The following is a 24918-nucleotide window of genomic DNA, read 5'->3' on the forward strand; positions in this document are numbered from 1 at the left end:
CGCTAGGCTGCCCCGCCCGTCCGACTTTCGGTCGCATCCCGAAGGGCCAGCGCTGCTTCGGTGCGGTTGGAGACTTTGAGTTTCGACAGAATGCGCGTCATGTGGTGCTTGACCGTCTTCTCATGCAGATCGAGCAGCTGCGCTACCCGCTTGTTGCTGAGACCCGATGCCACGAGGTTGAGGACTTCCTGTTCGCGGTCCGTCAATTCCGCCATCAGATCCTGCTTTGCGGCATTTTCCCGTTCCTTTGCCATGCCGGCGAGAAGCCGGGCAGAGAGGCTCGGGGCCAGGTAGGGTTCTCCAGAGGCAACGGTGCGGACGACGTCGGCCAGTTCGCGGGATCCGATGCCTTTCAGAACATAGCCTTTGGCCCCAAGCTTCAGAGCACCTGCAATGTCCTCGTTGGCTTCCGATACGGTCAGCATGACGATCTTGATAGGGGGCCAGGCCTCGACGGCGCCGGCAACGGCCTGCAGTCCGTTTCCGGGCATCGAGATGTCCATCAGCATAACGTCGGGGCGGATATGCTCGACGATATGAAGCGCCTCGTCCTTTGAGCCACCTTCCGCCACGATCTCGAAACCCTCCATTTCAGATAGGCTGCGGATCACTCCCTCGCGAAACAGCGGGTGATCGTCGATGACGGCTATTCTGGTTGGGGCTTTCATACATGCTCCGATTCATGAACGTTCAGCGACATTCTGACCGTTGTTCCACGAGAAGACGTCGCGAGATCAAAGGTTCCCCCGAGGCTTTCAATCCGCTCCCTGAGACCAGCGATCCCTAATCCTTCCGGCCTCATAGTGGATTTGTCGAAGCCGGGTCCATCGTCGCTTACCTCGACAATGATCATGTTGCCTTCGTAGGTTTGGGTGACTGTCTGGTTTGCGCCAGCGGCGTGCCTGTATCCGTTGTTCAACGCTTCCTGGACAAACCGGTAGATACAGATCTTGGCGGAAGGAAGAAGCGGTCTGGCGGGCGATGCGACGTTGAGGTCAACGGTCGCCGCAGTCCGCTCGCGGTGAGCGCCAACGACCTTTTCGAGGATTTCCGGCACAGCTGCCGTTTCGATCTGCGGCAGGACAAGCCCGCTGCAGATGCTGCGGATCTCATCCATCGCTTCCTGCAAGCGCGCCTTGATTGCAGCAATCTCCGCTTCCCGGACATCGCGGGGAGCTTCCGGATCGACCAGGAGCGCGCTGTCGACGCGCAGCGCCGCGTAGGCGACAAGCTGGGCCGGGCCGTCGTGCAGGTCGGCACCCAGCCGCCGCAGGTAGCCTTCGTTCAACGCTGTTGCGCGTTGCGACGCGCGCTGTGCACGGCTGTGCAAGGTCCTGTTCTGGGTCAGCAGGCTCTGCAGGTCCACCACCCGCTCCGTGAGGCTGCGCTGCTGCGCCTCGATCATCCGGCTGCCCTTGAAGACGATCGCCGACAAAAGCAGGAAGAACGTCGTCGTGACCCCGGCGACGGCTAGCCAGCTCTGAAGGCGCGCCTGCGACAGGCTTTGCTGGAAATCATCGGCGATCTCGTAGAATTCCGTGACCGCGATCACCTCGCCGGACCAGGGCTGCAGGATCGGATTGTAGATTTCGAGAAGCGGCTTTCCGAAACTGCGCTGATCGAAACTTTCGGCATCATCGACATAGTCGAACTGTGCGACCATCTTGCCGGAAAAGGCTGCGGTCAGATCCTTGCCCGGCGGGAAACGTTTGCCCTGGATCGTTTTGTCCGTCGCATAGAGAACGGTGCCGTCTGCGCGCCATAGCCTGAAGGAGACGACCTGCTTCCCGAGAGCGCCCTGACCGAAGGTTTCGTCGAGAACGCGGTTGGTCACGTCGTCGAGCGTGTCCGTTGTCTTGAGATCCGGCAGGATCGGCGCAATGATGCTATCGACATAGAGTGCGGTGGTAGCCGCAGAATTGCGTGTGACCGCGTCTTCGATGAGGTTCGTCACGAAGGCGCCGACCAGCAGCATTGCAACGATGGACACGATGCCGCCGGCAAACAGAAATTGCCGCGCCAGCGTCTGTTGGTTCCAGCGTTCCAAAATTCCTGTCTTCAGCAATGCCCCGGGGCCTCGATTGATCGAGCCATACCTATGGCAGCCGAAAGCAGGATCAATTGTGGCCGTGTCGCGAAAGGAGCGGTGATGCCTCCACAACACATTCTTCATGCACCTTCTTTGCCTTCACGTCTCTCCTGCCTATCTGTTGCAGCAATGAAACCGACAACGACGTCGTCGCCATCGCGGCTGATGATGCAAACCCGGAGACGATGCCGTGCTGCAACGCCTGAGAACGATCATTGCCGAGCGGTTCATGACCTTTGAGCCTCTTGGCCTGATCATGTTCTCACTCCTGGCCGGTAGCCTCTTCCTGTTCATCAGCCTGACCGGTATCGTGATCGATGGCGAAACGCACGAATTCGACGAACGGATACTGCTTGCTCTGCGCCAGGCAGGCGATCCTTCGGTGCCGATCGGGCCCTACTGGCTGACCCATGCCGTCGGTGACATCACCGCGCTTGGCGGCATTACCGTGCTATCGCTTATGACGGTGCTTGCCACGATCTATCTTCTGCTCGCGGGCCGCCGCTCGATCGCCGTCTTCATGTTTCTATCCATTCTCGGCGGTTGGCTGCTCAGCAACCTTCTCAAGCTCGGCGTGGCGCGGCCTAGGCCGGACATCGTACCGCATCTCGTCAATGTCCACGACCTGAGCTTCCCGAGCGGGCATGCGATGCTTTCGGCGGTGACCTATCTCACCCTTGCGGCCCTGCTGTCACGTGCCGAACAATATCGCTCGACCCGCATCTTTTTCCTCGCGACCGGCATCCTGCTGACCCTGCTGGTCGGTCTCAGCCGCCTTTATCTCGGCGTTCACTATCCAACAGACGTGATGGCGGGGTGGTGTGCGGGTGCAGCCTGGGCTGCCGGCTGCTGGATTGTCGCGCGACGGTATATTTCGTCACGCGCATCTTGAATGAAACGACCGCGTCGGGAATGAGTGGGCAAACGAAAAGGCAATAGCGATGGCGGACATGCAACTCGACGAACTGTGCGACCTTATCCTGAAGACGGAGGAGGGAAAGTCTCGCTCGCTCGTCGCGGTCGCTGGACCACCCGGAGCGGGGAAGTCGACACTGGCCGACATTCTGGCATCCAAGCTCTCCGGACGCGGGGAGACAGCCGAAGTCCTGCCAATGGATGGTTTCCACATGGACAACGGCATTCTCAAGGAGCGCGAATTGCTCGCCCGCAAGGGCGCGCCCAATACGTTCGACCTGCGCGGTTTTATCGATGTCGTCCAGGCCGTGAAAGCGGCCGAAGATGAAGTGCTCGTGCCCGTGTTCGACAGGTCGCGCGAACTGGCGATCGCTGCGGCACGGGTCGTCTCGCCACGCCATCGGTTCATCGTGATCGAGGGCAACTATCTTCTGCTGGGCGAGGGTGGCTGGGAGCGTCTTGCACCGCTGTTCGACTACCGGATCCTGCTCGCCCCGCCGGTCGAGGAGCTGCAACGGCGTCTGGAGGCGCGATGGACGTTCTACGGTCTGTCCGGCCAGGCCTTCGAAGACAAGATCCACGGAAACGACATGCCGAATGTTCGGTTGGTGCTGGAAAAATCGAAGGGCGCCGATCTGGTTCTCGAAAGACTGGATCTCGAAGCCGCACGATAAGTGCTCCCGGGGGGCTACACAGATCGACTTCGTGATCCAAATATAACAGGGTAACGATCACAGAGGACGGGTGAAAACCAATGCGATCACCCAACACGCTGCTATCCCTGTTGTCCGAGGACGACTACTCGCACGCGGAACGCTGCATGGAGGAGCTCGAATTGCCGCAGGGCATGCTCCTTTCCGGACCGGACGAAGTCGACCGATACTGCTATTTCCCCTATTCCGGGATCGGGTCGACCGTCGCGATCTCTGCGCGCGGCAAGCAGTCCGAGATCGGACTGTTCGGGCGGGAAGGCATGTCTCCCGCGTCGGCGATACTGGGATCCGATCGTAACCCGTACAAGGTCATCATGCAGGTTCCGGGGCACGGCGCACGCATCGAGGTCGGGCAGATGGTTGACCTCATCTGGAGCAGGCCGGAGATACGCCGGGTGTTTTTCCGGTGGGCGCATGTTTCTTCGGTGCAGGTTGCTCTGACTGCGCTGACCAATGCCACCCAGACGATCGAGCAGCGTCTGGCCCGATGGATCCTGATGTGTCACGACCGCACGGGCAGCGACGAAGTCAACCTCACACACGAATTCCTGGCAATCATGCTTGCCGTCCGGCGTCCGAGTGTAACGACCTCGCTGCATGTGCTCGAAGGTCGGCAAATGATCCATTCGTATCGGGGAACGATTGTCGTGCGAGACCGTCCGGCGCTGGAGAAACTCGCAGCCGACTGCTATGGCGGAGGTGAGGTTGAATATCAGCGCGTGATGGAGATGTCAGCGTCAGTCTAAGCTCTGGCTGAAACCGCGGCGAGCTTCTGCTCGACGACGGAAACGATGAACGCTGGATCGGCCGGCTTGTCAATCCAGACGCCATCGCTGAAGAGCTCGTTTTCCCAGTCCTGCGGCTTTTCACTGCCCGAGTAGACCACGAATGGGATGCGAGCGTCATGCAACACCTGGATGACCCCGTAGCAATCACCGTCGGTCAGATGAAGATCGAGAATGACAATGCTCGGAACATTCTTCTGCAGCCATTCCAGCGCAGCTTGTTTCGAGCGTAGATTGATGACGTTATTCAGCCCAGCAGCCCCGAGCGCGTCCTCGATATCCAACGAAATGAGCGGCTGATCTTCAAGCAATAAAATCATATGTTTCGACAAACCAGTTCCAAAGGGTCACTGTGTTGAAAGCGCGGATTCGTTCTAATCAATTTGCTTCGGACTTTGTCCGTTGGTCTGATAGCGTACCGACGTTGGGAAGCGGGTTGTCTCGCTTATTTTATGGACATAGATGGAATCATTCTATTCAGGCGGAGATATCTCCATAGGCCGAGCAGGCTGGTCTCTGCCTTCAAGGGTTGGCGATGGGTGACATTCAGAAAGATACGGTCCGGAATTCGCTTCTCCGGCTGATGCCCCGAGAAAGCTTCGAAGCAATTGCGCCGCATCTCGAACATGTCGATCTTCCGCGTGGAACCGAGCTATCGGCTCCGAACGAAACGCCCCTGCACGCCTATTTCCCGGAATCCGGTATCGCCTCGATTGTGGCGAGGTCTCCGCAAGGGCAGCATGCTGAGATCGGAATTTTTGGTCGCGACGGAATGACCCCCACGGCGATGGTCCTTGACGCGGAATCGGACCCCTATTCGATCTTTATGCAAGTGGAGGGCCGTGGTTACCGTCTGGCCTCAGATCAGTTGAAGCTGGCTTTGAAGGATCGCGCCTGTCTCAACCTTCTGACGCGCTACAGCCAGGCCCTGTCGGTCCAGGGGGCCTACACGTCACTGTCCAACGCCGTCCATCACATCGACGAACGTCTGGCCCGGTGGATCCTGATGTGTCACGATCGGACCGACGGCGACGAGATCAGCCTTACCCACGAATTCCTCTCGATCATGTTGGCTGTCCGCCGACCGAGCGTGACGACGGCACTGCATCTGCTCGAAGGTCGCAAGCTGATCTACTCCGAGCGTGGCATGATCATCGTCAGAGACCGTAGCGCACTCGAGGATTTCGCCAAAGATGCCTACGGGGAATGCGAGCGGGAATACGAGCGTCTGATCGGACCCTTGAGGTAGAAGTCGACCTCAGTTTGTCGCCGCGGGCAGGGAGAACTCCCCAACCTTCGTTCCCTTGTAGTCGCGAACTTCAATCATTGGTGAGACGGAAGGACGACCCTGTCGCAACCGGTCGGCCATGATTTCGCGCGCAGACGCCTCGGCCTCGGCCAGGGCGCTTGGAAGATCCGGAAGATCGTTGCCTTCTTCGTCTTCGATCAAATCTTTGCCGTCACGAACGTGGAAATAAAATCGGGGCATGTGGGTACCTAGCGAGCTTTTTATTCATACCCGCGAGGCTCGCTTAGGTTCCAGATCCGTGTTCATGTCGGCAAAGACTGTACGGTTGCGTACATAGGCTCAGGCGCGCTCTTCCCAGAGCTTGGCCAGTTCAACGATCGTGTCGACCGCCTTTTCCATATCCTGGCTGCTGACCCATTCCAGCGGGGAGTGGAATGCATGGCCGCCGGCAAAGATGTTGGGGCAGGGCAGGCCCATGAAGGATAGCCTTGAACCGTCAGTGCCGCCGCGGATGCTGCCGCGCTTCGGCGTCAGACCGGCCCGCTTGATCGCTTCGATCGCATTCTCGACGATCTCAGGATGACGGTCGAGCACCAGCTTCATGTTGCGATACTGCTCGATGACGGTGAACGTGTAGGTCGAACCGGGATAGTCGTGCATGACGTCCTTGACGATATCCTCGAGCAACGTCTCCTTGGTTTTCAAACCCTCGTCGGCGAAGTCCCTGATGATCAGGCTGATCTTTGCCTTTTCCATGCTGCCGCTCAGATCCGTCGGATGGATGAAGCCGTCCCGGCCTTTCGTCGTTTCCGGCGCCATGTGTTTTGGCAGGCGATCGACGATGGCGCCGGCGATGCGGATCGCGTTTTCCATCTTTCCGTAGGCGAAACCGGGGTGGATCGCGACGCCGGTGATGGCGATCTCGACCGCGTCGGCAGAAAACGTCTCATCTTCGATCGTGCCGACTGTTTCGCCATCCAGCGTATAGCCAAAATCGGCGCCGAGCTTTTGAATATCCACCTTTTCCACGCCGCGGGCGATCTCTTCGTCCGGCGTGAACAGGAGGCGGATGGCGCCATGCTTGATGTCGGGGTTGTCGATCAGGTATTTCGCGGCCGTGACGATTTCGGCAAGGCCCGCCTTGTCGTCGGCGCCGAGAAGCGTCGTGCCGTCGGAGGTGATGATGTCGTGGCCGATCTGGTTCTTCAGTTCCCTGTGCTCGCTCTCGCGGATCACGCGACCCGCATGGCCGGGAAGTGCGATATCGCCGCCCTGGTAGTTACGGATTACCTGCGGCTTGACATCGGTGCCGCTGAAGTCTGGTGCCGTATCCATATGCGCGCAGAAGCAGACGACGGGCACGTTGTTCTTGCCCGTATTGGACGGCACCGTTGCATAGACATAGCCGTGTTCGTCGAGATGCGCGTCTGAGAGGCCGATCTCCAGCAGTTCTTCGACCAGAACACGGCCGAGCGTCAGCTGTTTCGAGGTCGATGGCTGGGTGGGTGAGGAGGCATCCGACTGGGTATCGATGACGACATATCGGAGGAAGCGGTCGGTAACGGTATCGGTCATGAGCAAATATCCGGATCAAATCAAAGCCGGACTGTAGCCTGACATCTCCAAAATGCAAAAGGTCCCGTGCTGGACGGGACCTTTGATTTCAGGAGCGATGACTATCCGACTTGAACAGCCTCGGCCTACTTGAACAGAGCCGGCAGCCAGAGCGACAGGCCGGGGATATAGGTGACCAGCAGCAGCACGAAGATGCTGGCGCCAAAGAACGGCCAGATGGTCTTCATAGCTTCGCGGATGGTGATGCCGCCCACCGCGCAGCTGACGAAGAGCACGGTTCCGACCGGAGGCGTGTTCAGTCCGATACCGGCGTTGAGGATCATTACCACGCCGAAATGGACGGGATCGATGCCGAACGCCTTGACGACCGGCAGCAGGATCGGCGTTGCGATGATCACCATCGGCGCCATGTCCATGAACGTGCCAAGCACCAGCAGGATGATATTGATCATCAAGAGCACGATGATCGGATTGTCAGAGATGGCCGAGATCGCGGCGATGATCAGCGTCTGCACCTGCAGGAAAGCCATCAGCCAGCCGAACGAGGCAGCCATGCCGATCACCAGCAAGACCATTGCCGTGGTGCGGACAGCACCCATAACCGCTTCGACGAAACCATCCCAGTTCAGTTCGCGATAGACGATCATCGCGACAAGGAAGGCGTAGAGGACCGCGATGCAGGAGCTTTCCGTTGCCGTGAACACGCCCGAGCGGACACCGCCGAAAATGATTGCGATCAGGAGGATGCCCGGGAGCGACGCCAGGAAGTAGTAACCCACACGCCTGAAGCCGGGGAACGGGTCCGCCGGGTAACCGCGCTTGACGGCAACCCACCAGGCCGTGACCATCAAGGCGGCGGCGAGAAGCAGTCCGGGAATGATGCCCGCGGTGAAGAGATCGGCGACGGAGACATTGCCGCCGGCTGCGATCGAATAAAGGATCATGTTGTGCGACGGCGGGATCATCAGCGCGATGATCGCAGCATTTGCCGTCACGTTGACAGCATAATCCCGGTCGTAGCCGCGAGCTGCCATCTGCGGGATCATCAGGCCGCCGACCGCCGAAGCGTCGGCCACCGCAGAACCGGAAATGCCACCGAACAGGGTCGAAGCGACCACGTTGACCTGGCCGAGGCCACCCCGCATGTGGCCGACCAGGCCGGCCGCAAAGCGGATCAGCCGAGTGGCGATACCGCCGCGTACCATCAGGTCGCCAGCGAAGATGAAGAACGGGATCGCCATCATGGCAAACACGTTCATGCCGGAATTCATCTGCTGGAAGACGACGATCGGGGGCAGGCCGATATAGAGCACCGTCGCGAAGGATGCGATGCCGAGGCAAAATGCGATCGGCATGCCGATGATCATCAGAAAGGTGAAGGCGCCGAAAAGAATGGTATAGGCCATTATGCGGCCTCCTGCACAAGTACGTCCGCTGCGATTTCCTCGCCGATCGCGACGTCGATGAAACGTTCGAGTGAAAAGATCGATATCATTGCGCCACCGACGATCATCGGAAAGAAATCCGTACCGCCGGGCCATCCGAGTACGGGGATGCGCGCCGTCCAGGTCCCGATCGCCAGAAGCGATGAGTAATAGGCCATGCCGATGCCAAACAGCACGATCAGTCCGAGGCTGAGCAGGTCCATGGCCCGCTGGATGGCCGGCGGCATGATGTAGCGAACAACGTCGAGCCCGAGATGGACGCTTTCGCGCACACCGACCGCAGCGCCAAGCATGATGAACCAGGACATCAGATAGAGCGACAACGGCTCCGACCAGCTGGGACTATCGTTGAGAATATAACGGCTGAAAACCTGCCAGCCGACGATCAGGGTCATCGAGACCATGCCGATACCGGCGATCCACAATGATGATCGGCTGATCATGCTAAGAACAGGTCTTATCGCCTGCATGAAATTTCGCATTGTCCCGTCCTCCAAAGCCCGACAGGTTCCCCGATGTCGGAAAAGCACAGCCGACCCCGGTGTGGCGGGGCCGGCCGATCAGGGCTGTCAGTTGACGGCCTGGATTTCTTCCAACAGGCTCTTCATCTTCGCGTCGGTCACGAACTTGTCGTAGACTGGCTTCATCGCGGCCGAGAACTCGTCCTTGTTGACGGTAATGACCTTTACGCCGCCGGCGCGGACCTTTTCTTCCGAAGACTTTTCGCGGGCAGCCCACAGTTCGCGCATCTTGACGACGCTGTCCTTCGCGGCCTGGCGGATGACCTTCTGGTCATCGGGCGTCAGCTTGTCCCAGGAGACTTTCGACATGACCAGAATTTCCGGGTTCATCGAATGCTGGGTCAGCGAATAGTTCTTGGCGACCTCGTAATGACGGGCCGATTCGTAGGACGGCCAGTTGTTTTCAGCACCGTCGACAACGCCGGTTTCCAGCGACGAGTAGACTTCGCCCATCGGCATCGGCGTCGGGTTTGCACCGAAGGCCTGCATCATCGCGATCCAGAGGTCGGACTGCTGGACACGGATCTTCATGCCCTTGAGGTCGGCCAGTTTTTCGACCGGCTTCTTGGTGGTGTAGAAGGAGCGCGCGCCGCTGTCGTAGTAGGCCAGACCGATCAGGCCGTGTGGTTCGAAGGCGGCAAGGATCTTGTCGCCGATCGGGCCGTCGACGACCTTATGCATGTGGTCGGTCGAGCGGAACAGGAAGGGCAGGCCAAGAACGACCGTCTCGGGGATGAGGTTGTTGAACGGCGCGGCATTGACGCGGTTCATGTCGATGACGCCGAAACGGGTCTGCTCGATCGTGTCCTTCTCGCCGCCGAGAACCGAGTTGTTCATCACCTGCACGCCGATGCGGCCGCTGGTGCGTTCCTTGACGAGGTCGCCCATGTATTTGACTGCTTCGACAGTCGGATAGCCATCAGGATGGATATCGGCAGAGCGCAGGGTGATCTCCTGCGCGCGGACGCTGGTATGGGCCGTGGTGGTGGCCAGCGCCAGGCAAAATGCGAGCCCGAGGGCTTTCGTCAGTTTCATGTCTTCCTCCTCCAAAAAGCCGTCGCCTCCACGCGCCGGCGGTGATTAAATTTATTTGGTCGATGCACTCCAGTCCGGAAGGCCAAACAGCTGTTCCGGGTTCTTCACGAGCGCCAGCTCAAGCGCTCCTTCGTCCGCCAGCCAGCTTAGAACCGTGTCGGTCAACGCGACGTCGTCCGGATAGTCCTTCTGCTCGCGTGCAAGGTTGTGCGGCCAGTTGCTGCCCCAGACGATGCGTTCAGGCGCATAGGCTGCGATGTCGCGCGAGAAGGCCGCGACATCGGCATAATCAGGTGCGCCGGACTTCGAGGACTCGTAGACGCCTGCAAACTTGAACCAGCATCTGCCGATATCCATCAGTCGCTTCAGCGCTGCGATCTCCGGGCCCTCTGGCGTTGCGCCGGAGAAGAACTTGCCGTGATGGTCGAACACCCAGCGGCTTTTGAGTTTGGCAAGGCGTGGCTCATGCTCGAGGATATTGCTGCCGTCGAACTGGACTGCGAGCATCCAGCCGCGGGCGGCAGCCTTGGCGTCGAGTGCTTCGAGCGCCGAAAGGTCCACGGCACCGCCGGGCAGATCCATGATGCGCAGGCCGACGATACCGGCTTCGGCGAGCTGATCAAGTTCGCTCTCGGAGACATCACCCGCGACCGCCGCAACGCCGCGGGCGACTTCGCCCATTTCCTTCAGGCAGGCGACGAGGTTGGTGTTGTCGCGCTGGTGGGCGTTGCCCTGCGTGATCACGACCCGGTCGATGCCGAGCCACGCCATGAACTGGCGATACTGGTCCGCATCGGGGAGAGTGCCGACTGGCAGGCCCGGGCCGCCGGGCTGCGATGGGAAACCCGGCAGATACATATGCATCTGCGAGTTGACCGCGCCTTTTGGCAGTTTCGTCTTGGGCGCGTCTCCGGAGAGCGGACGAACAAGCATCAGACCTCTCCCGACTTCGGTTCAGGCATTTTGAATTCCTTCAGCGCGTCGCGGTTGATCTCGATCCCGAGGCCTGGGCCATCGGGGATCTGCACCACGCCTTGCCGATGTTCGATCGGCGTTTTGATCACCGCCTGGCGGAAAGGGTTGTCGGTGCGATCGAATTCGAGAATGGGTTCGATCGGATTGACACGAACCGGGCTCGGGATCATCGCGGCCATGAACTGCAGGGCGGCGGCGATATGGACGGCCGTGCCCCAGACATGGGGCACAACGCGGATACCATGAAGCGCCGCGAGATCGGCGACGCGCTTGGCCTCGGTAAACCCGCCGACGCCGGCGAGATCCGGCTGGAGAATGTCGACGGCGCGGGTTTCCACCGGCTCGCGCATGCCCCATCGGCTGTGCCAGGTTTCGCCGCCGGCAACCGGTATCGGCTGGCGGGCACGGACTTCGCGATAGGCGGCCAGCTGTTCCGGCACGACAGGCTCCTCGAACCAGTCGATGTCGTATTGTGCCGCCGCGTTGCCGAGTTTGACGGCTTCCACCGTGTCATAGCCGTGGTTGGCGTCGATCATCAGGCGCATGTCGGGACCGGCTGCTTCCCGCACGGCGCGGATGACGCGAAGGTCTTCCTCGACGCCGAAGCCGATCTTGATCTTCGTCGCGTGGAAACCTTCGTCGCGGTAGCGGGCGACATCGCGGGCATTGTCTTCGACGCGGTCGACGCCATCGCGCTTGAAGCTGCCGGTGGCATAGGCCTTGACGCTCTCGCGAAACCGGCCGCCGAGCAGGATCGAGACCGGCACGCCGAAATGCTTGCCCTTGATGTCCCAGAGCGCGATGTCGATGCCTGAGAGAGCCGTGACCGCAAGGCCGCGCTGGCCCTGGTCACGCAGGGCGTTATAGAGCTTCGCCCAGATCTTTTCGGTTTCCAGCGGATTTTCGCCGATCAGCCAGTTCGCATAGGCCGCCACCACGGCCGCGTTGGGTCGGGCCGGGCCGAGGCATTCTCCCCAGCCGATGGTTCCGTCGTCGCACTCGATCTCGACCAGGATATGGGCGCGGCGGTCGAAGCGCATCGAGGCGCTTTCGAAGGCGACATCCAGCCGGTGTTCGAGAAGGTGAGTGCGGACCGCAGCGATCTTCATGGGTTCACCGCTTCTGATCGCCGATGAGCTTCAGCAGGATCTGCTCTTCTTCTTCCGTCAGGTCATCGAGCGGCGGGCGGACCTTGCCTGCATCAAAGCCCTGCAGGCGCACGCCGGCCTTGATGGCCGAGACGGCATAACCCTTGCGGCGGCCGCGAAGCGCCATGAAGGGGTAGAAGAATTCGGTGAGGATCTGTTCGCAGCGGGTGCGATTGCCGGCACGCAGTGCCTTGTAGAACTCGACAGCAAGACCCGGCACGAAGTTGAAGACGGCCGACGAATAGGTGGTGAAGCCGGCGCCGAGATAGGCTTCGGCAAACAATTCGGCCGTCGGCATGCCGCCGAGATACATCAGCCGGTCGCCCATCGTGGCCGTGATCTGGCGTACGAGGCCGATATCGCCGGTGCCGTCCTTGAAGCCGATCAGGTTGGGGCATTCGTCGCAGAGCCGCTGCAGCGTGTCGACCTGAAGCACGGAGTTGTCGCGGTTATAGACCATGACGCCGATGCCGACCGACTGGCAGATCGCCTTCACATGCTTGTACAGGCCTTCCTGCGGCGCATCGATCATGTAGTGGGGCAGAAGCAGAATGCCGTCCGCGCCTGCTTTCTCGACCTTCTTTGCAAGATCGACGCCCACATGCGTGCCGAAGCCGCAGCCCGACACGATCGCGGTCTTGCCGGACGCTTCCTTGGCGGATTTCACGATGGCGGGAATTTCGTCGGGTGCCAGCGAGAAGAATTCTCCGGTGCCGCCGGCGGCAAAGAGAACGGGCGCCTCGAAGCCGGAAAGCCACTCGATATGACGCTGATAACTTTCAGGCTGAAACTGGCCCTCGGCATCGAAATGGGTCACAGGGAACGACAGCAGGCCGGCGCCAAGCGCTGCCTTGATCTCTTCAGGCGTCATGTAGTGTTATCCTCTCAGTGTCTCCTCCAGACAATGTTGTCGTACATGTATGATGAATTTGTGTCAACACGTCATCTGACAGATTGGCGGACTTCGCGCAGCAACGTCCGGTAGCGCAGTTGCGCGCCGCGCAGATGGCTGCGCATGGCCTGCCTTGCGCCTTCTTCGTCGCCTTCCGAAATTGCCACGACGATCGCGTCATGCTCCTTGTCGAGAAGGGCGATATAGGCCGCCTGATCGGATTCGGAATCGTCCGGACGCAGGGCCGCACGGGGGATCAGCCGCTTGCCGATCATGGTGAGGAACTCGCGGAAACGTGGGTTGTTCGTCGCTTCGGCAATGGCGAGATGGAGAGCAAAATCCGCCTCGCTGGTCGGCTTGTCTGCCTCGAGACAGGCGCGGACGGCATGGTGGTGCTCGAAAATGCTTTCTTCCTGTGCCGGCGAGCGACGCACCGCTGCAAGGCCTGCAGCCTCCACTTCGACGGCGGTTCTGAGCTCCAGGAGCTCGATCATCGAGGACACCTGAGCAAGATCGATATTGTTGAGCGAGAGCATCGTGGGCTGGGTGTTTTGCCGTGGTTCCAGCACGAAGACGCCGGCACCCTGGCGCGCTTCCACAAGACGGTCGGCGCGGAGTGCGGCGATCGCCTCGCGCACAACGGTGCGGCTGACGCCGTGGGTCTCCGTCAGCTGCGCTTCGCTTGGCAACCGCGCACCGGCCGTGAACTGACCGGCGGCGATCGCCTGGCGCAATGTATCCGTCAGCTGAGACACCAGCGTTCCTGCACCCTTTGCCGGCTCCAGCCTCGTCTCTCCAGCCATGCGTCTCTCCTTGCGCTCTCGTTATCTGCTCCCGTTAACCTGTATGATAAGTCGGCTTCGTTGTCACGGCTTTTGCTTATGGAGCCTTTGCGGCAGTTGAAAGCGGCCGCACTTGTCTCTAGGTTGCGGCATTGATTTCAGATGTCGGGTGATGAGTGCGCGAGAGAGTTCGGTGTATCGGTCTGTTGTGTGCTCTTAGTCTCTGGCCGGCGGCGACGCAGGCGCAGTGGAAGCCGGTGGAGCAGGTGCAGACCTATCCGGTCAAAGGCACGTCCGGCATCGAGCTCTACTCCTCGATCGGCGAAAACGGCCCCAAGGTCGGCAGCCAGGTTCGGGCGATTGCTCATACGGATTTCAAGCTGACCTGGTCGCGCAAATACGAACCGCAGCCCGACGGCGCCTGCACGCTGGTTTCGGCACGCCCCAACATCATCATCATCTACACACTGCCAAAGCTTGTCTCGAAGCTGTCGCCCGCGCTTCAACAGAAATGGGACGCGTTTACTGACGGCGTGCGCCGGCATGAGCGGGTCCACGGCGCGATGATCGAGGATCTCGTGCGCCAGATCGAGGCGGCCAGTATCGGGCTTTCGGTGCCTAACGATCCGAAATGCACCAAGGTACGGGCTGAACTCCAGAGCAAGATCGCCGTCATCTTTCCCGCCCATCAGCAACGCAACCGGGATTTCGACAAGGTAGAACTCGGCGATGGCGGCAATGTGCAGCAGCTGATCCTCCAGCTCGTCAACGAGCGCTAGAGACAGGCGAATTTTTCAAAGGAAGCTTTCAATGACGCAGGTTATTTCCGCTGGTGATGTCGATGCCGAGGCTCTGATCGAAGAGCTGAAAGAGTGGGTGCGGATCGAGACGCCCTCCGGCAATGCGGCGGCGGTAAACTTCCTGGCCGATCGGGTGGAGGCCAGTGCGGCTAAGGCCGGGCTTTCCGTCGAACGGCTGCCGGGCACGCTCGGGTTCGGCGATATCCTCGCGGTCCGATCGCCACGGCAGGCGGGGAGCAACGAGAAATCGGTTCTGGTGCTTGCGCATCTCGATACGGTGCATGCGATCGGCGTGATCGATAACCAGCTTCCGCTCCGCCAGGAGGGCGACAAGCTTTACGGTCCCGGCATCTACGACATGAAGTCCGGTGCACTGATGGCGCTGGAGGCGTTGAAGATCGCGGTTGCAAAGGGCAGCAGAATGCCGGTCGATCTCGTTTTCGTGCCGGACGAAGAGGTCGGAAGCTTTTCGTCGCGGGCCTTCATGGAGGAATGCGCGCGCAGCGCCGGTTATACGCTGGTGGTGGAACCGGCGCGCGACGGCGGCAAGATCGTCATCGCTCGCAAGGGTGTGGCGATGTACGATATCGTCGTGCGTGGCCGGGCCTCGCATGCGGGCACACGGCCACAGGACGGACGAAGCGCCGTGCGGGCGGCAGCAAGGCTTGTGCTCGATCTGGAGGCGCTGAACGACGCAGGGCGCGGCATCACCGTCACGGTCGGAACGATCAGCGGCGGCACCGGCCGCAATACGGTGCCGGCGGAATGCCGCATGCAGGTGGATGTGCGCGTCCCCGACGATGCGGCAGCCACGGAAGTCACGGCGAAGATCGCCGCCATGCAGCCGGTCGATCCGGATATCAGTTTCGAGATCAAGGGACAGATGAACCGGCCACCGTTTGCGCAGTCGGATGCGGGCCGGAGATTGTTCGATACGGCGGCGAAAATCGCTGTAGATCTCGGCATTGCGCTGGAGGGCGTCACGACCGGCGGCGGTTCCGACGGCAATTTCACCGCAGCGCTTGGCGTGCCCACGCTCGATGGTCTCGGCGCTGATGGCGCAGGCGCGCATACGTTCGAAGAGTATATCTTGCTGTCGAGCGTTGCGCCGCGGACGGCCCTCTTGGCCAACCTGATGATGTCGCTCGAGCCCGAAGCCTGACGGGTGCCGCTTTGTGAACGGTGCGGCACCGGCCGCACCCATCACGGCATCTTTTCATCGTCCAGAAATTGCGTCCATATGGCTGATATCGAAGACCAATCGGGAATTCCGACATGACCAGCGGCCTGCACCACATCACCGCCATCACCCGCAAGATACAGGCGAATGTCGACTTCTATGTCGGCTTCCTCGGATTGCGGCTGGTGAAACGCACCGCCGGTTTCGAGGATGCGCAGCAGTTGCATCTGTTTTACGGCGACGGTGCCGCATCGCCCGGATCGATCGTGACGTTTCTCGCCTGGGAAGATGGATCGCTCGGTCGGGTCGGGCATGGGGCGCCGAGCGAGATCAGCCTGGAGATTTCGCCGGAAGCGATCGGCTTCTGGCTGACGAGGGCCCTCCAATATAACATCAAGCTATCCGGGCCTGCGCAGGAATTCGGCCAGCCCGTGCTGCGCCTAACGGATCCGGACGGGATCATCGTCAAGCTCGTCGGCGTCGAGGAAACAGGGCCTTGGGTTTGGTGGAAGGATGGTGGCATTGCCGAAGAAAACGCAGTCCGCAGACTTTACGGCGCGACGATCCTTTCCGAGAAGCCTCAGGAGACCGCTGAATTCCTTGTGAGGCATATGGGGTTGGCTGTTGGAGGCCGGGAAGGCAACATCCAGCGTCTGGTCTCGGATGCGCATGATATCGTCGATGTCCGCGATGCATCGGGTTTCTGGACGTCGGCGCCAGGCACGGGCGCGATCGATCATATCGCTTTCCGGGCTGCGGATCGCGCGGCGGTCGAAGCGGTGTATGCAGACCTTGCCGCTGCCGATGCGGGCGAAATGAATATCCACGACCGGCAGTATTTCCATTCGCTCTACGTGCGCGAGCCGGGCGGCACGCTGATTGAACTCGCCTCGGACGGGCCGGGTTTTGCCACCGATGAACCGGTCGAGACGCTCGGAAGCCAGCTGTTCATTCCGAAGCATTTCAAGGCGGATCACGAGGCGCTGAAGGTGATGCTGCCGCAGTTCGGTCTCCCCGGCGAAGAGCGCGTCATCTACCGCGATCTGCCGTTTGTTCATCGTGTTCACATGCCTGATGACTGGGATGGCACGACGCTGGTGCTGATGCACGGCACCGGCGCCAATGAAACGTCACTGCTGCCGCTTGGCCGCAAAGTGGCGCCCAATGCCATGCTGATCGGTCTGCGCGGCCGTTCCGTGGACGAGGGCTATCCGCGGTTTTTCCGCAGGCTCAGTCAGACGACGTTCGACCAGGAGGAGATAGCCTCGGAAGTGGAGGCTTTCGTCGGGTTCATCGAGGATATCGCTCCGGCCTATGGCGCGGATCCGGCGCGCACCGCGTTCCTCGGTTATTCCAACGGCGGCAACATGATCGGCGCGACGATGCAGCTTTACCCGGAGGTCATCCGCAGAGCAGTGCTTCTGCGCTCGATGAACGTGCTCGAAGAGCGCCCCGTCGTTGATCTTTCCGGGGCAGAGTTCCTGTCACTCAGCGCCACCAACGATTTTTACGGCCCACTTGCCGGCGAGATCGAGGACAGGCTACGGACGGCCGGGGCGGACGTGACGGTCCGGGTACTCGACGCGGATCACGGCCTCGGCGCGGAAGACGAGGTCATCGTGCATGCATGGCTCAAGGAGCGGATTGGTTGACAGGTAACGCGTTCACGACCGGAAACGACAAGCCGGTATTCTGTGCCGATATCGGCGGTTCGTTCATCAAGTTCGCGGTGTCGCCGGCGCCTGGCATCGTCGAGCCTCTGGAACGGGTCGCTACGCCCGCTTCCGACTGGGATGCGTTCGTGCGCGCGCTGTCTGACCTGATCGCGCGGCATGCCCATCTGGTCGAAGACAATGACTCGACGCCGCTGGCGTTGTCGATCACCGGGATCGTCGATCCCAAGACCGGCGTTTCGATTGCCGCCAACATTCCCTGCATCACAGGACGTCCCGTGGCGGCGGAACTTTCCGCGCGGCTCGGGAGGCCGGTCGTTGCGGCCAACGACGCCGATTGCCTGACGCTTGCCGAAGCCAGTGAAGGTGCCGGCAAGGGCCATGACGTCGTGTTCTGCGCCATCATCGGCACCGGGATCGGCGGTGGTCTGGCGATTGGTGGCAAGCTGGTGCGCGGTGCGGGCGGCGTGACCGGCGAATGGGGCCACGGGCCGATCGTCAATACGACCGTCGAGATCGCCGGCGAGACGATCCACATTCCGCGCCTGGCCTGCGGTTGCGGCCAGTCCGGCTGTGCCGATACGGTCGGCGGCGCACGCGGGATAGAGCGTATCGACGGCCTGCTCCATGAGAGAGCCGAGACCAGTCACACGATCATTGAAGACTGGCAGGCCGGCGATGCGTTGGCGGAAAAGACGATCGCCGTCTGGCTGGAACTGATTGCCGATCCCCTGGCGCTTGCGGTCAACACGACAGGGGCGTCGGTCGTGCCCGTCGGAGGGGGACTGGCCTCCGTTCCGGCACTGATCGACCTGCTGGACGGAGCAGTGCGCAAACGCATCCTCAACCGGATAAGTCACCCATTGGTGATCCCGGCGCTTCGGCAGGCGGATGGTGGGCTGGTCGGGGCAGCGGTGCTCGGCCGGCAGGAGGGCTGATGGCGATGCGGATGACGCTCGAAGTCTGTGTCGATACGCCTGAGGGGTTCGAGGCGGCTGTGGCAGGCGGGGCCGACCGGATCGAACTCTGCGCGGCGCTCGATCTGGGCGGACTGACGCCGTCGCCGGGGCTGATGGCACTGGCGGCGAAAGCGTCGACCCCGGTCTATGCGATGATCCGACCGAGGGCAGGGGATTTCGTGTTCGGTCTCGGTGACGAGGCGGCCATGCTCGGCGATATCGACGCTGTGCGGTCCGCCGGGTTGGCGGGTGTGGTGATCGGTGCGAATCTGGCCGACGGCCGTCTCGATGTGGCGCTGCTCGAACGCCTGATGCGACATGCTGACGGTCTCGGTGTGACGCTGCACCGTGCCTTCGATCTGGTGCCGGATCCGGTTGAGGCCCTCGACGTGGCGATGACGCTCGGCGTTGAGCGCATCCTGACGTCCGGGCTGGTTCCGCGCGCCATAGACGGCGTGAACCTGTTGAAGCAACTGGTCGATCAAGCCGGGACACGGTTGTCGATCATGCCGGGCAGCGGGGTCACGCCGGCAAACGTTGTCGAATTGTTGAACTGCACCGGTGCCCGCGAGGTCCACGGCTCCTGCCGCGCTGTTCTCAAGCGCGGTGACGGCAGAGCTGTCGAGTTCGGTTTTAAAGCTAACCAATCATACCGGACAAGCGAAGTCATCGTGCGCGAGATGCGGACGATCTTGGATGGTGTCGGCGGCTGAGGGTTCGCTCAGCCTCAGGCGCAGAGGCTGGCGAGGGCCTTGAAGTCCTGGATCTGCACGCAGCGGACGCTTTGCAGTTTGATCAGGTTGGATGCGCGCAGCTTTGCGAACACACGCGAAACGGTTTCAATCGTCAGGCCGAGATAATCCGCGATGTCGAGTCTCGACATCGGCAGGTCGAAATGGTCGAGATTGCCCTGGCGGTTGGCCATGTCCAGCAGGAAGCCGGCGATGCGCTCCACCGCGGTCTGGCGACCGATGACCGCCAGGTGCTCCTGGGCGCGCAGCATGCCGCGCAAGGCGAGCTTCAGAATGTCGTCGCCACTGCCGGGCTGGGAAAAGCTGCGCAGTCCCGTCGGAACGATCGCTTCCGCAAAAAAGGCATGCGTGCGGTCGGCTTCAAACCCAAAGGTCTCGCCGGCAAGGTAGAAGCCGATGACCTGACGGCGGCCATCGGACAGCAGCCGATGGAGGCGGACGGCGCCGAATTCGACCTCGTAGAACGTGCCGGATTTCTCGCCGGGCGTGTAGATTTCCTTGCCGCCGGCATAGGTCTGGACCTGGGTAACCCGGGTGACTGGTGCGGAGGAACACGGAAACGCGATCGGCGTTGCGTTTAGCATCTTTGCCTGGGCGTTCGCGACCGGAGCGTTCACGGCTCTTCCTCCAAGTGATCAGAGCTAGGATGCCGCAAGCCACTCGTCGGCGATATTGAGGTGTCTCCCTACGGAGTTCTACGTAGCAACCGGTGCCGGCGTGGTGTGGCTCAGATGGGCGAAATCCCTCACCATCCGCAGGAGTTCGGCACCATCGAACGGCTTTATCAGGATGCGCGCCGTGTTTTTGGATGGGATCGGCGTCATTCCGTCTGCCAGCATGATGAAACGGCTGGGAGAGTCGAGAAGCTTGTGCTGGGCGTCGAGGTTGCCGTGGACTTCGTGGGAGTCGATGATCGTGCACGCTGACGAGGCTGCCGAAGCGTGGCCCGCGCACCAGCTTTCATAGGAGAGGACCTGAAAACCTTCGACCTCCAGCGCGAACGCCAGCGACTGTCTAAGCCCGGCATCCGGAGCGATCACTGCAATAGTGGTCGAGGGTGACAACACGTGGACTATCCAGGATCCGGGGGGCGCTAGGGCGACATTGGACGCCGATTGTAATATGCGCGCCACGCCCCAAGCGGACTTTGCGTTAGATCAAGAAATTGCAATTAAATCGCGGATTGTCCGTTTGTTCCGGTTCGGCGTCACTCCTGGTCGAAGCCGGCCGCCATGGTCATCCGAACCAGTTGCGGCAGGCTGCGCGCCCGCATCTTGGCCATCACGTTGGCGCGGTGGACTTCAACCGTCCGGGGGCTGATGTCGAGATCGTAGGCGATCGACTTGTTCGGCAAGCCGGCAACGACTGCCAAAAGGACCTGGCGCTCGCGATCGCTGAGCGACTGGAGGCGGCTCAACACTTCCTGCACCTCGGTCACTTCCGTCGGCTTTTCGACGAGAAGCTTGGCAGCCCGCTCGATTGCTTCGATGATGGTCGTATCGTCGAACGGTTTTTCGATGAAATCGACAGCGCCGGCCTTCATTGCTTCCACTGCCATTGCCACGTCGCCGTGGCCGGTTATGAAGATCACAGGCATCCGGATCTTCTGGGCGGCGAGTGACCTGATCAGCTCGAGACCCCCTATATCGGGCATCCTGAGGTCACTGATGAGCAGTGCGTTGCGAGTTCCGGGCGCAAATTTCAGGAAGGCCGTCGCGCTTTCATGCACGCGCACGGCAAATCCGTTCATCGTCAGCATGAAGGCGAGCGACTTACGCACCGGCTCCTCATCGTCGACGATATGCACCACGTAGTCAGCGGTCGGCATTCTCTTCGTCCTCCTTGTACAACGGCAGCGTGAACCGGAACGTGGCACCTCCGGCGACATTTCGGGTGACCACCATCTCACCGTCATGGGCTTCGATGATACGTTTGCATATCGAAAGTCCGATTCCCATACCACCCGCCTTGGTCGTCACGAATGGCTTGAACAATTGGGCCTCGATCTCCTCCGCAATCCCGGGGCCTGTGTCTTCGACGACCACGGCCACGTGCTCGTCGTCCTGGACCAGCGTGCGGATCGTGAGCTCTCTCCGCTCACTGTCGCGCATCGCTTCGATTGCGTTGCGCATCAGATTGGTCAGGACCTGCTGGATCTGGATCTTGTCAGCGACGACGATTTCCGGGCCGTCGTTGAATTCGAACATCGTCCGCACGCCGTTTTCCCGAGAGCCGACCAAGGCCAGAGCCGCGGCTTCTTCAATCAGCCGGCGTATGTTGTGGGGCGCTTTTTCCGTTTCACCCTTCGTCACGAATTCGCGCAGGTGCTTGATGATCTGCCCGGCGCGGAGCGATTGGTTGCCGGCTTCCTTCAGCGCGTCTCGCAATCGCGACGCCATGTCGTCGTCCATGTCCCGCAGGAGTCTTGCGCAGCCGTGGACATAGTTCGCGATGGCCGAAAGCGGTTGGTTCAATTCATGGGCAAGGGTCGAGGCCATTTCACCCATCTCGTTCAGTCGCGCGAGACGGGCGACTTCACCCTGCATTTCCTGCAATCGTGCTGCCGATTCGGCGCGTTCGGTAAGATCTCGCACGAAGCCGGTATAGAAGGTCTCGCCACCCGACCGGGTTTCGCCAACGGCAAGCTTCATCGGGAAAGTGGAGCCATCCTTGCGACGGCCGACCACGACGCGATCCCGGCCGATAATCCGCTTCTCGCCGGTGCGCGCGTAGCGCTCGAGATAGCCGTCATGCTCCCTGTGGTAGGGCTCCGGCATGAGGATGCGCAGGTTGCGTCCGACGACCTCGTCTTCCGTATATCCGAACTGGCGAACGGCCGCGGAATTGAAGGAGACGATGATGCCTTCCTTGGTAATGACGATGGTGGCATCGAGCACGGTGTCGAGGATCGATCGCAGATGCGCCTCGCGAACCTCGGCCTTGGCCTGGGTCTTTGCGATGATGATCCGGGCGATATGCAGGACCTTGCCGGTGACGGCGATTGCCAGGCTGGTCAGAGCGACCACTCTCAGTTCCGCCGAGGTCGCGCTGACGGGTGACAGTTCCTTCAACGCCCAGACACCGATTACGGAGAGGATTGCGGCGACCACGCCCGGTCTCAAGCCTCCGATGACGGAGGCGAAGATGATCGACGGCACGAAAAAGAAGTAGATTCCCTTGCCGTTCATGGGAACGGACAGAGCCAGACGAATTGCAAAGCCGACCAAGAAGCCGACCACAGCGAGAAGATAGACCTCACCACGGGTGAAATCACGTTTCTGAATGAACTGTACGAAGCGTTCGGTGCGCCCGGTCATTTCGCTTAGGATCATCGCTCATCCTACTGAAAAGGCGATCGACAGGCGCGCGGAGAGACGGGCGCGGATGTCTTGAACGCGTTGTAGCACAGGCTTAAATGCAGCGTCCAACGGGCAAATCAGGGAGGGGTCTTCATACACATGCTTTTCACCATATGTCAGAGAAACCGCGCATTCGCTCCGGAACCCTGTTCATCCCGGCGTGCAATTGGTCGGCAAACCCGATAAGGCTGGGCCTTGGCCTAAACATTCCGCTAGGTTATCAACCAGAATCAGACTGGTAACACACACGCAGCCATGGCTGCTGCCGGAGAATTCGATATGTCGACCGTAGCCGCCGAAGCAAATGAAGGGCGCGCCGCACCGATCAAGGTTTTGTTCGTAGAAGACGAAGCCCTGATCCGCATCTCTACAGCCGATTTCCTGCAGGACGCCGGCATGGGCGTCGTCGAAGCCGGCACGGCCGGTGAGGCGCTGGGCCTTGCCTCCGAGCAGCCGGTCGATATCCTTGTTACCGACGTGCATCTGCCCGACATGACAGGCTTGCAACTGACCATCAAACTCCGCGCGCAATTTCCGGATCTCCCAGTCATCTTCGCGACGGGCGATCGCAATGTCGAAGGCGCCGAAGGCCTGTCGCGTTCGGGCCTGGTGACCAAGCCCTATGACTACGACAGCCTTGTCTCGCTAATCCGCTCCATGGTCTCGGCCGGCTGACCGGCGGAACCGGCCGTCAGATTCGGCCGTCCGCCTCCACGATCATCTTCGTCAGGCTGCCATCCGCGGGAAACAGCGGGATGAGGCATGCCTGCAGCGCGTGATAGATGTCGCCCTTGCCGGGAAACAGGGTGTGAGCCGGGACCAGATCTTCCGTGAGTTCCTCGTGCCAGCCGCCGTTCTTGTGGTCGATGAATTTGTTGGCAATGGTGCCCCAGATCAGCCTGTAGCTGTCTTCGTAGAAGCTGTCGGCCGGCAGATGCTGGTTGATGAAGTGGGCAGCGCCAGCGCCCTCGCACATCGGCCACCAGAGCTTGTTGGTCTTGGCGGGCTTGTCTTCCCAGTCGAGTGTGTAGAAAAAGCCGCCTTTTTCCTTGTCCCAGCCGAGTGACATGGCCTGCACGAACAGGTTCTTGGCCGCATCCGGCATCCAGGCGTGCTTCTTGTCGCCAAGCGTCCACAGTTGCAGCGTCAGGCGGGCCCATTCAAGCCAGTGGCCAGGTGTCGTGCCGGCCGGGCGGAACATCTCGTCTTTGTGGTAGTAATCCTTGTCGATCTGCCAGTCGGTATCGAAATGCTCGGCGACGCGGAAGCCGACGCTACCGGCAAGGCGCCGGATCACGAGGTCCGCAATGCTTTCGGCCTTGTCCAGATAATGCCGTTCGCCGGTTGCCTCAAAGGCCGCCATCAGCGCTTCGGTCAGGTGCATGTTCGAGTTCTGGCCACGATAGCTGCCACCGTCGATCGGCGACCAGTCGGCCGCGAATTCTTCGGCGATGGCGCCGTGTTCGCGATCCCAGAACCGCGTTTCCAGCACGTCGGTAACGTCGGCGAGCATCGCGTCGGCCAGCGGATGGCCGACGACCTTGGCGGAGGAGGCGGCGAGAAGCACGAAAGCGTGGCCGTAACCCTGCTTGTTGCTGTCGGCCGGGCCATCGTCGTTCATCGACCAGGCATAGCCACCGTTTTGTTGGTCGCGGTGACCGTTCCAGAGAAAATTCATGCCGTGGTCGACCAGGTCGCCCGTACCCGGACGTCCCAAGAGATAGCCGATAGAATAGCAGTGCACCATGCGGGCGGACGCGTGAATGCCGCGAACGGGATTGTCGCCGGGGAGCGGGTTGCCGGTAGGATCGAGATCGAAGAAGCCGCCCTTGGGGTTGATGGCCCTGTGCTGGAAGAAATCGAACAGGCCGTCAGCCTGTTGCAGCAGCCAGCGCCGGTGGTAGGGCAGATCGCTCCAGAATTTCGATACCTGGCCCGCGTCGCTCATGCTTCTCTCCCTTTTGCATTCTGCTTCAAGGCTATACCGTCAGGAGTATGGCCTGTCATCGACAATTCGTTTATTACTCACGGCACGACGGCTGGACATCATATAAACGCATCTTTATATGGT

Annotated in this window: 27 protein-coding genes; 10 read left to right on the plus strand and 17 right to left on the minus strand. The window is 60.8% G+C overall.

From position 1 onward, the window contains the following. Positions 1 to 2: 2 nt before the first annotated feature. Complete coding sequence (locus ACQY1J_RS10455) at positions 3 to 668, minus strand: response regulator (RefSeq protein ID WP_062455995.1); 666 nt, start codon at positions 666 to 668, stop codon at positions 3 to 5. After that, positions 665 to 2047 carry a sensor histidine kinase gene (locus tag ACQY1J_RS10460; RefSeq protein WP_325262364.1) on the minus strand — a complete coding sequence of 461 codons (1383 nt, stop codon included), beginning with the start codon at positions 2045 to 2047 and terminating at the stop codon, positions 665 to 667. The genes ACQY1J_RS10455 and ACQY1J_RS10460 overlap by 4 nt, the downstream gene beginning before the upstream one ends. Before the next feature lie 271 nt (positions 2048 to 2318). On the opposite strand from ACQY1J_RS10460, the gene ACQY1J_RS10465 reads away from it, so the two are divergent. From ACQY1J_RS10465 to ACQY1J_RS10475, 3 genes are all read left to right on the plus strand, one after another. Next, on the plus strand, positions 2319 to 2981 hold the full coding sequence (locus tag ACQY1J_RS10465; protein WP_062457946.1) for a phosphatase PAP2 family protein: 663 nt from the start codon (positions 2319 to 2321) through the stop codon (positions 2979 to 2981). A 49-nt stretch (positions 2982 to 3030) separates the two neighbouring features. After that, entirely contained in the window at positions 3031 to 3678 is a 648-nt protein-coding gene (locus tag ACQY1J_RS10470) for a nucleoside triphosphate hydrolase (RefSeq protein ID WP_430251393.1), read from the plus strand. 80 nt (positions 3679 to 3758) lie between these two features. After that, entirely contained in the window at positions 3759 to 4463 is a 705-nt protein-coding gene (locus ACQY1J_RS10475; protein ID WP_062455998.1) for a Crp/Fnr family transcriptional regulator, read from the plus strand. Here the strand turns inward: ACQY1J_RS10475 and ACQY1J_RS10480 are convergent. Continuing rightward, the gene (locus ACQY1J_RS10480) at positions 4460 to 4822 is read right to left on the minus strand and encodes a response regulator (RefSeq protein WP_092660557.1); all 363 of its coding nucleotides are present in this window, start codon (positions 4820 to 4822) and stop codon (positions 4460 to 4462) included. The genes ACQY1J_RS10475 and ACQY1J_RS10480 overlap by 4 nt on opposite strands. 215 nt (positions 4823 to 5037) lie before the next feature. Between ACQY1J_RS10480 and ACQY1J_RS10485 the strand changes: the two genes are divergently transcribed. Further along, the gene (locus ACQY1J_RS10485; protein WP_062456004.1) at positions 5038 to 5751 is read left to right on the plus strand and encodes a Crp/Fnr family transcriptional regulator; all 714 of its coding nucleotides are present in this window, start codon (positions 5038 to 5040) and stop codon (positions 5749 to 5751) included. Positions 5752 to 5760: 9 nt separating this feature from the next. On the opposite strand, the gene ACQY1J_RS10490 is transcribed toward ACQY1J_RS10485, so the two are convergent. The 9 genes from ACQY1J_RS10490 to ACQY1J_RS10530 form a co-directional block, all read right to left on the minus strand. Further along, positions 5761 to 5991, minus strand: coding sequence for a DUF6894 family protein (locus ACQY1J_RS10490; protein WP_062456007.1), 231 nt, complete (start codon positions 5989 to 5991; stop codon positions 5761 to 5763). Positions 5992 to 6090: 99 nt separating this feature from the next. Beyond that, positions 6091 to 7326, minus strand: a complete 1236-nt coding sequence (gene pepT, locus ACQY1J_RS10495) for a peptidase T (RefSeq protein ID WP_430251394.1) — start codon at positions 7324 to 7326, stop codon at positions 6091 to 6093. Between the two features lie 125 nt (positions 7327 to 7451). Further along, entirely contained in the window at positions 7452 to 8732 is a 1281-nt protein-coding gene (locus tag ACQY1J_RS10500) for a TRAP transporter large permease (RefSeq protein WP_062456012.1), read from the minus strand. Continuing rightward, on the minus strand, positions 8732 to 9253 hold the full coding sequence (locus ACQY1J_RS10505) for a TRAP transporter small permease (protein WP_062456015.1): 522 nt from the start codon (positions 9251 to 9253) through the stop codon (positions 8732 to 8734). The genes ACQY1J_RS10500 and ACQY1J_RS10505 overlap by 1 nt, the downstream gene beginning before the upstream one ends. Before the next feature lie 87 nt (positions 9254 to 9340). Next, a complete protein-coding gene (locus ACQY1J_RS10510) occupies positions 9341 to 10327 on the minus strand; it encodes a TRAP transporter substrate-binding protein (RefSeq protein ID WP_062456018.1) in 987 nt (328 codons plus the stop codon). Positions 10328 to 10378: 51 nt separating this feature from the next. Further along, positions 10379 to 11260 (minus strand): amidohydrolase family protein, encoded by an 882-nt coding sequence (locus ACQY1J_RS10515; RefSeq protein ID WP_430251395.1) that lies wholly within the window; start codon positions 11258 to 11260, stop codon positions 10379 to 10381. Then, entirely contained in the window at positions 11260 to 12411 is a 1152-nt protein-coding gene (locus tag ACQY1J_RS10520; RefSeq protein ID WP_430251396.1) for a mandelate racemase/muconate lactonizing enzyme family protein, read from the minus strand. Before ACQY1J_RS10520 ends, ACQY1J_RS10515 begins: the two co-directional genes overlap by 1 nt. A gap of 4 nt (positions 12412 to 12415) precedes the next feature. Then, positions 12416 to 13321: a 5-dehydro-4-deoxyglucarate dehydratase gene (gene kdgD, locus ACQY1J_RS10525; protein ID WP_062581182.1), complete on the minus strand. Its 906-nt coding sequence runs from the start codon at positions 13319 to 13321 to the stop codon at positions 12416 to 12418. A gap of 71 nt (positions 13322 to 13392) precedes the next feature. After that, a complete protein-coding gene (locus ACQY1J_RS10530) occupies positions 13393 to 14145 on the minus strand; it encodes a FadR/GntR family transcriptional regulator (protein WP_092660568.1) in 753 nt (250 codons plus the stop codon). Between the two features lie 185 nt (positions 14146 to 14330). On the opposite strand from ACQY1J_RS10530, the gene ACQY1J_RS10535 reads away from it, so the two are divergent. The 5 genes from ACQY1J_RS10535 to ACQY1J_RS10555 all read left to right on the plus strand — a co-directional run bounded on the left by ACQY1J_RS10535 (position 14331) and on the right by ACQY1J_RS10555 (position 19449). After that, on the plus strand, positions 14331 to 14903 hold the full coding sequence (locus ACQY1J_RS10535; RefSeq protein WP_430251397.1) for a DUF922 domain-containing Zn-dependent protease: 573 nt from the start codon (positions 14331 to 14333) through the stop codon (positions 14901 to 14903). A gap of 31 nt (positions 14904 to 14934) precedes the next feature. Further along, the gene (locus ACQY1J_RS10540) at positions 14935 to 16086 is read left to right on the plus strand and encodes a M20 family metallopeptidase (RefSeq protein WP_209901303.1); all 1152 of its coding nucleotides are present in this window, start codon (positions 14935 to 14937) and stop codon (positions 16084 to 16086) included. A gap of 113 nt (positions 16087 to 16199) precedes the next feature. Continuing rightward, positions 16200 to 17756: a VOC family protein gene (locus ACQY1J_RS10545; RefSeq protein WP_430251398.1), complete on the plus strand. Its 1557-nt coding sequence runs from the start codon at positions 16200 to 16202 to the stop codon at positions 17754 to 17756. Then, positions 17753 to 18715, plus strand: a complete 963-nt coding sequence (locus ACQY1J_RS10550; protein ID WP_430251399.1) for an ROK family protein — start codon at positions 17753 to 17755, stop codon at positions 18713 to 18715. Before ACQY1J_RS10545 ends, ACQY1J_RS10550 begins: the two co-directional genes overlap by 4 nt. A gap of 5 nt (positions 18716 to 18720) precedes the next feature. Next, on the plus strand, positions 18721 to 19449 hold the full coding sequence (locus ACQY1J_RS10555) for a copper homeostasis protein CutC (protein WP_430251910.1): 729 nt from the start codon (positions 18721 to 18723) through the stop codon (positions 19447 to 19449). Between the two features lie 14 nt (positions 19450 to 19463). On the opposite strand, the gene ACQY1J_RS10560 is transcribed toward ACQY1J_RS10555, so the two are convergent. From ACQY1J_RS10560 to ACQY1J_RS10575, 4 genes are all read right to left on the minus strand, one after another. Beyond that, a complete protein-coding gene (locus tag ACQY1J_RS10560; RefSeq protein WP_244508750.1) occupies positions 19464 to 20105 on the minus strand; it encodes a helix-turn-helix domain-containing protein in 642 nt (213 codons plus the stop codon). Between the two features lie 78 nt (positions 20106 to 20183). After that, positions 20184 to 20555: a transcriptional regulator gene (locus tag ACQY1J_RS10565; RefSeq protein ID WP_162734909.1), complete on the minus strand. Its 372-nt coding sequence runs from the start codon at positions 20553 to 20555 to the stop codon at positions 20184 to 20186. 140 nt (positions 20556 to 20695) lie between these two features. After that, entirely contained in the window at positions 20696 to 21316 is a 621-nt protein-coding gene (gene fixJ / locus ACQY1J_RS10570; RefSeq protein WP_062456050.1) for a response regulator FixJ, read from the minus strand. After that, positions 21303 to 22820 (minus strand): PAS domain S-box protein, encoded by a 1518-nt coding sequence (locus ACQY1J_RS10575; RefSeq protein ID WP_430251400.1) that lies wholly within the window; start codon positions 22818 to 22820, stop codon positions 21303 to 21305. The genes fixJ and ACQY1J_RS10575 overlap by 14 nt, the downstream gene beginning before the upstream one ends. A gap of 306 nt (positions 22821 to 23126) precedes the next feature. Here ACQY1J_RS10575 and ACQY1J_RS10580 point away from each other — a divergent pair, with 306 nt between their 5' ends. Next, complete coding sequence (locus ACQY1J_RS10580) at positions 23127 to 23522, plus strand: response regulator (RefSeq protein ID WP_062456056.1); 396 nt, start codon at positions 23127 to 23129, stop codon at positions 23520 to 23522. A 16-nt stretch (positions 23523 to 23538) separates the two neighbouring features. Here ACQY1J_RS10580 and ACQY1J_RS10585 read toward each other — a convergent pair whose 3' ends face one another. After that, a complete protein-coding gene (locus ACQY1J_RS10585) occupies positions 23539 to 24795 on the minus strand; it encodes an AGE family epimerase/isomerase (RefSeq protein ID WP_430251401.1) in 1257 nt (418 codons plus the stop codon). Positions 24796 to 24918: the final 123 nt, after the last annotated feature.

Source organism: Neorhizobium sp. DAR64860/K0K1, from assembly GCF_050500205.1.
Lineage (GTDB): Bacteria > Pseudomonadota > Alphaproteobacteria > Rhizobiales > Rhizobiaceae > Neorhizobium > Neorhizobium soli.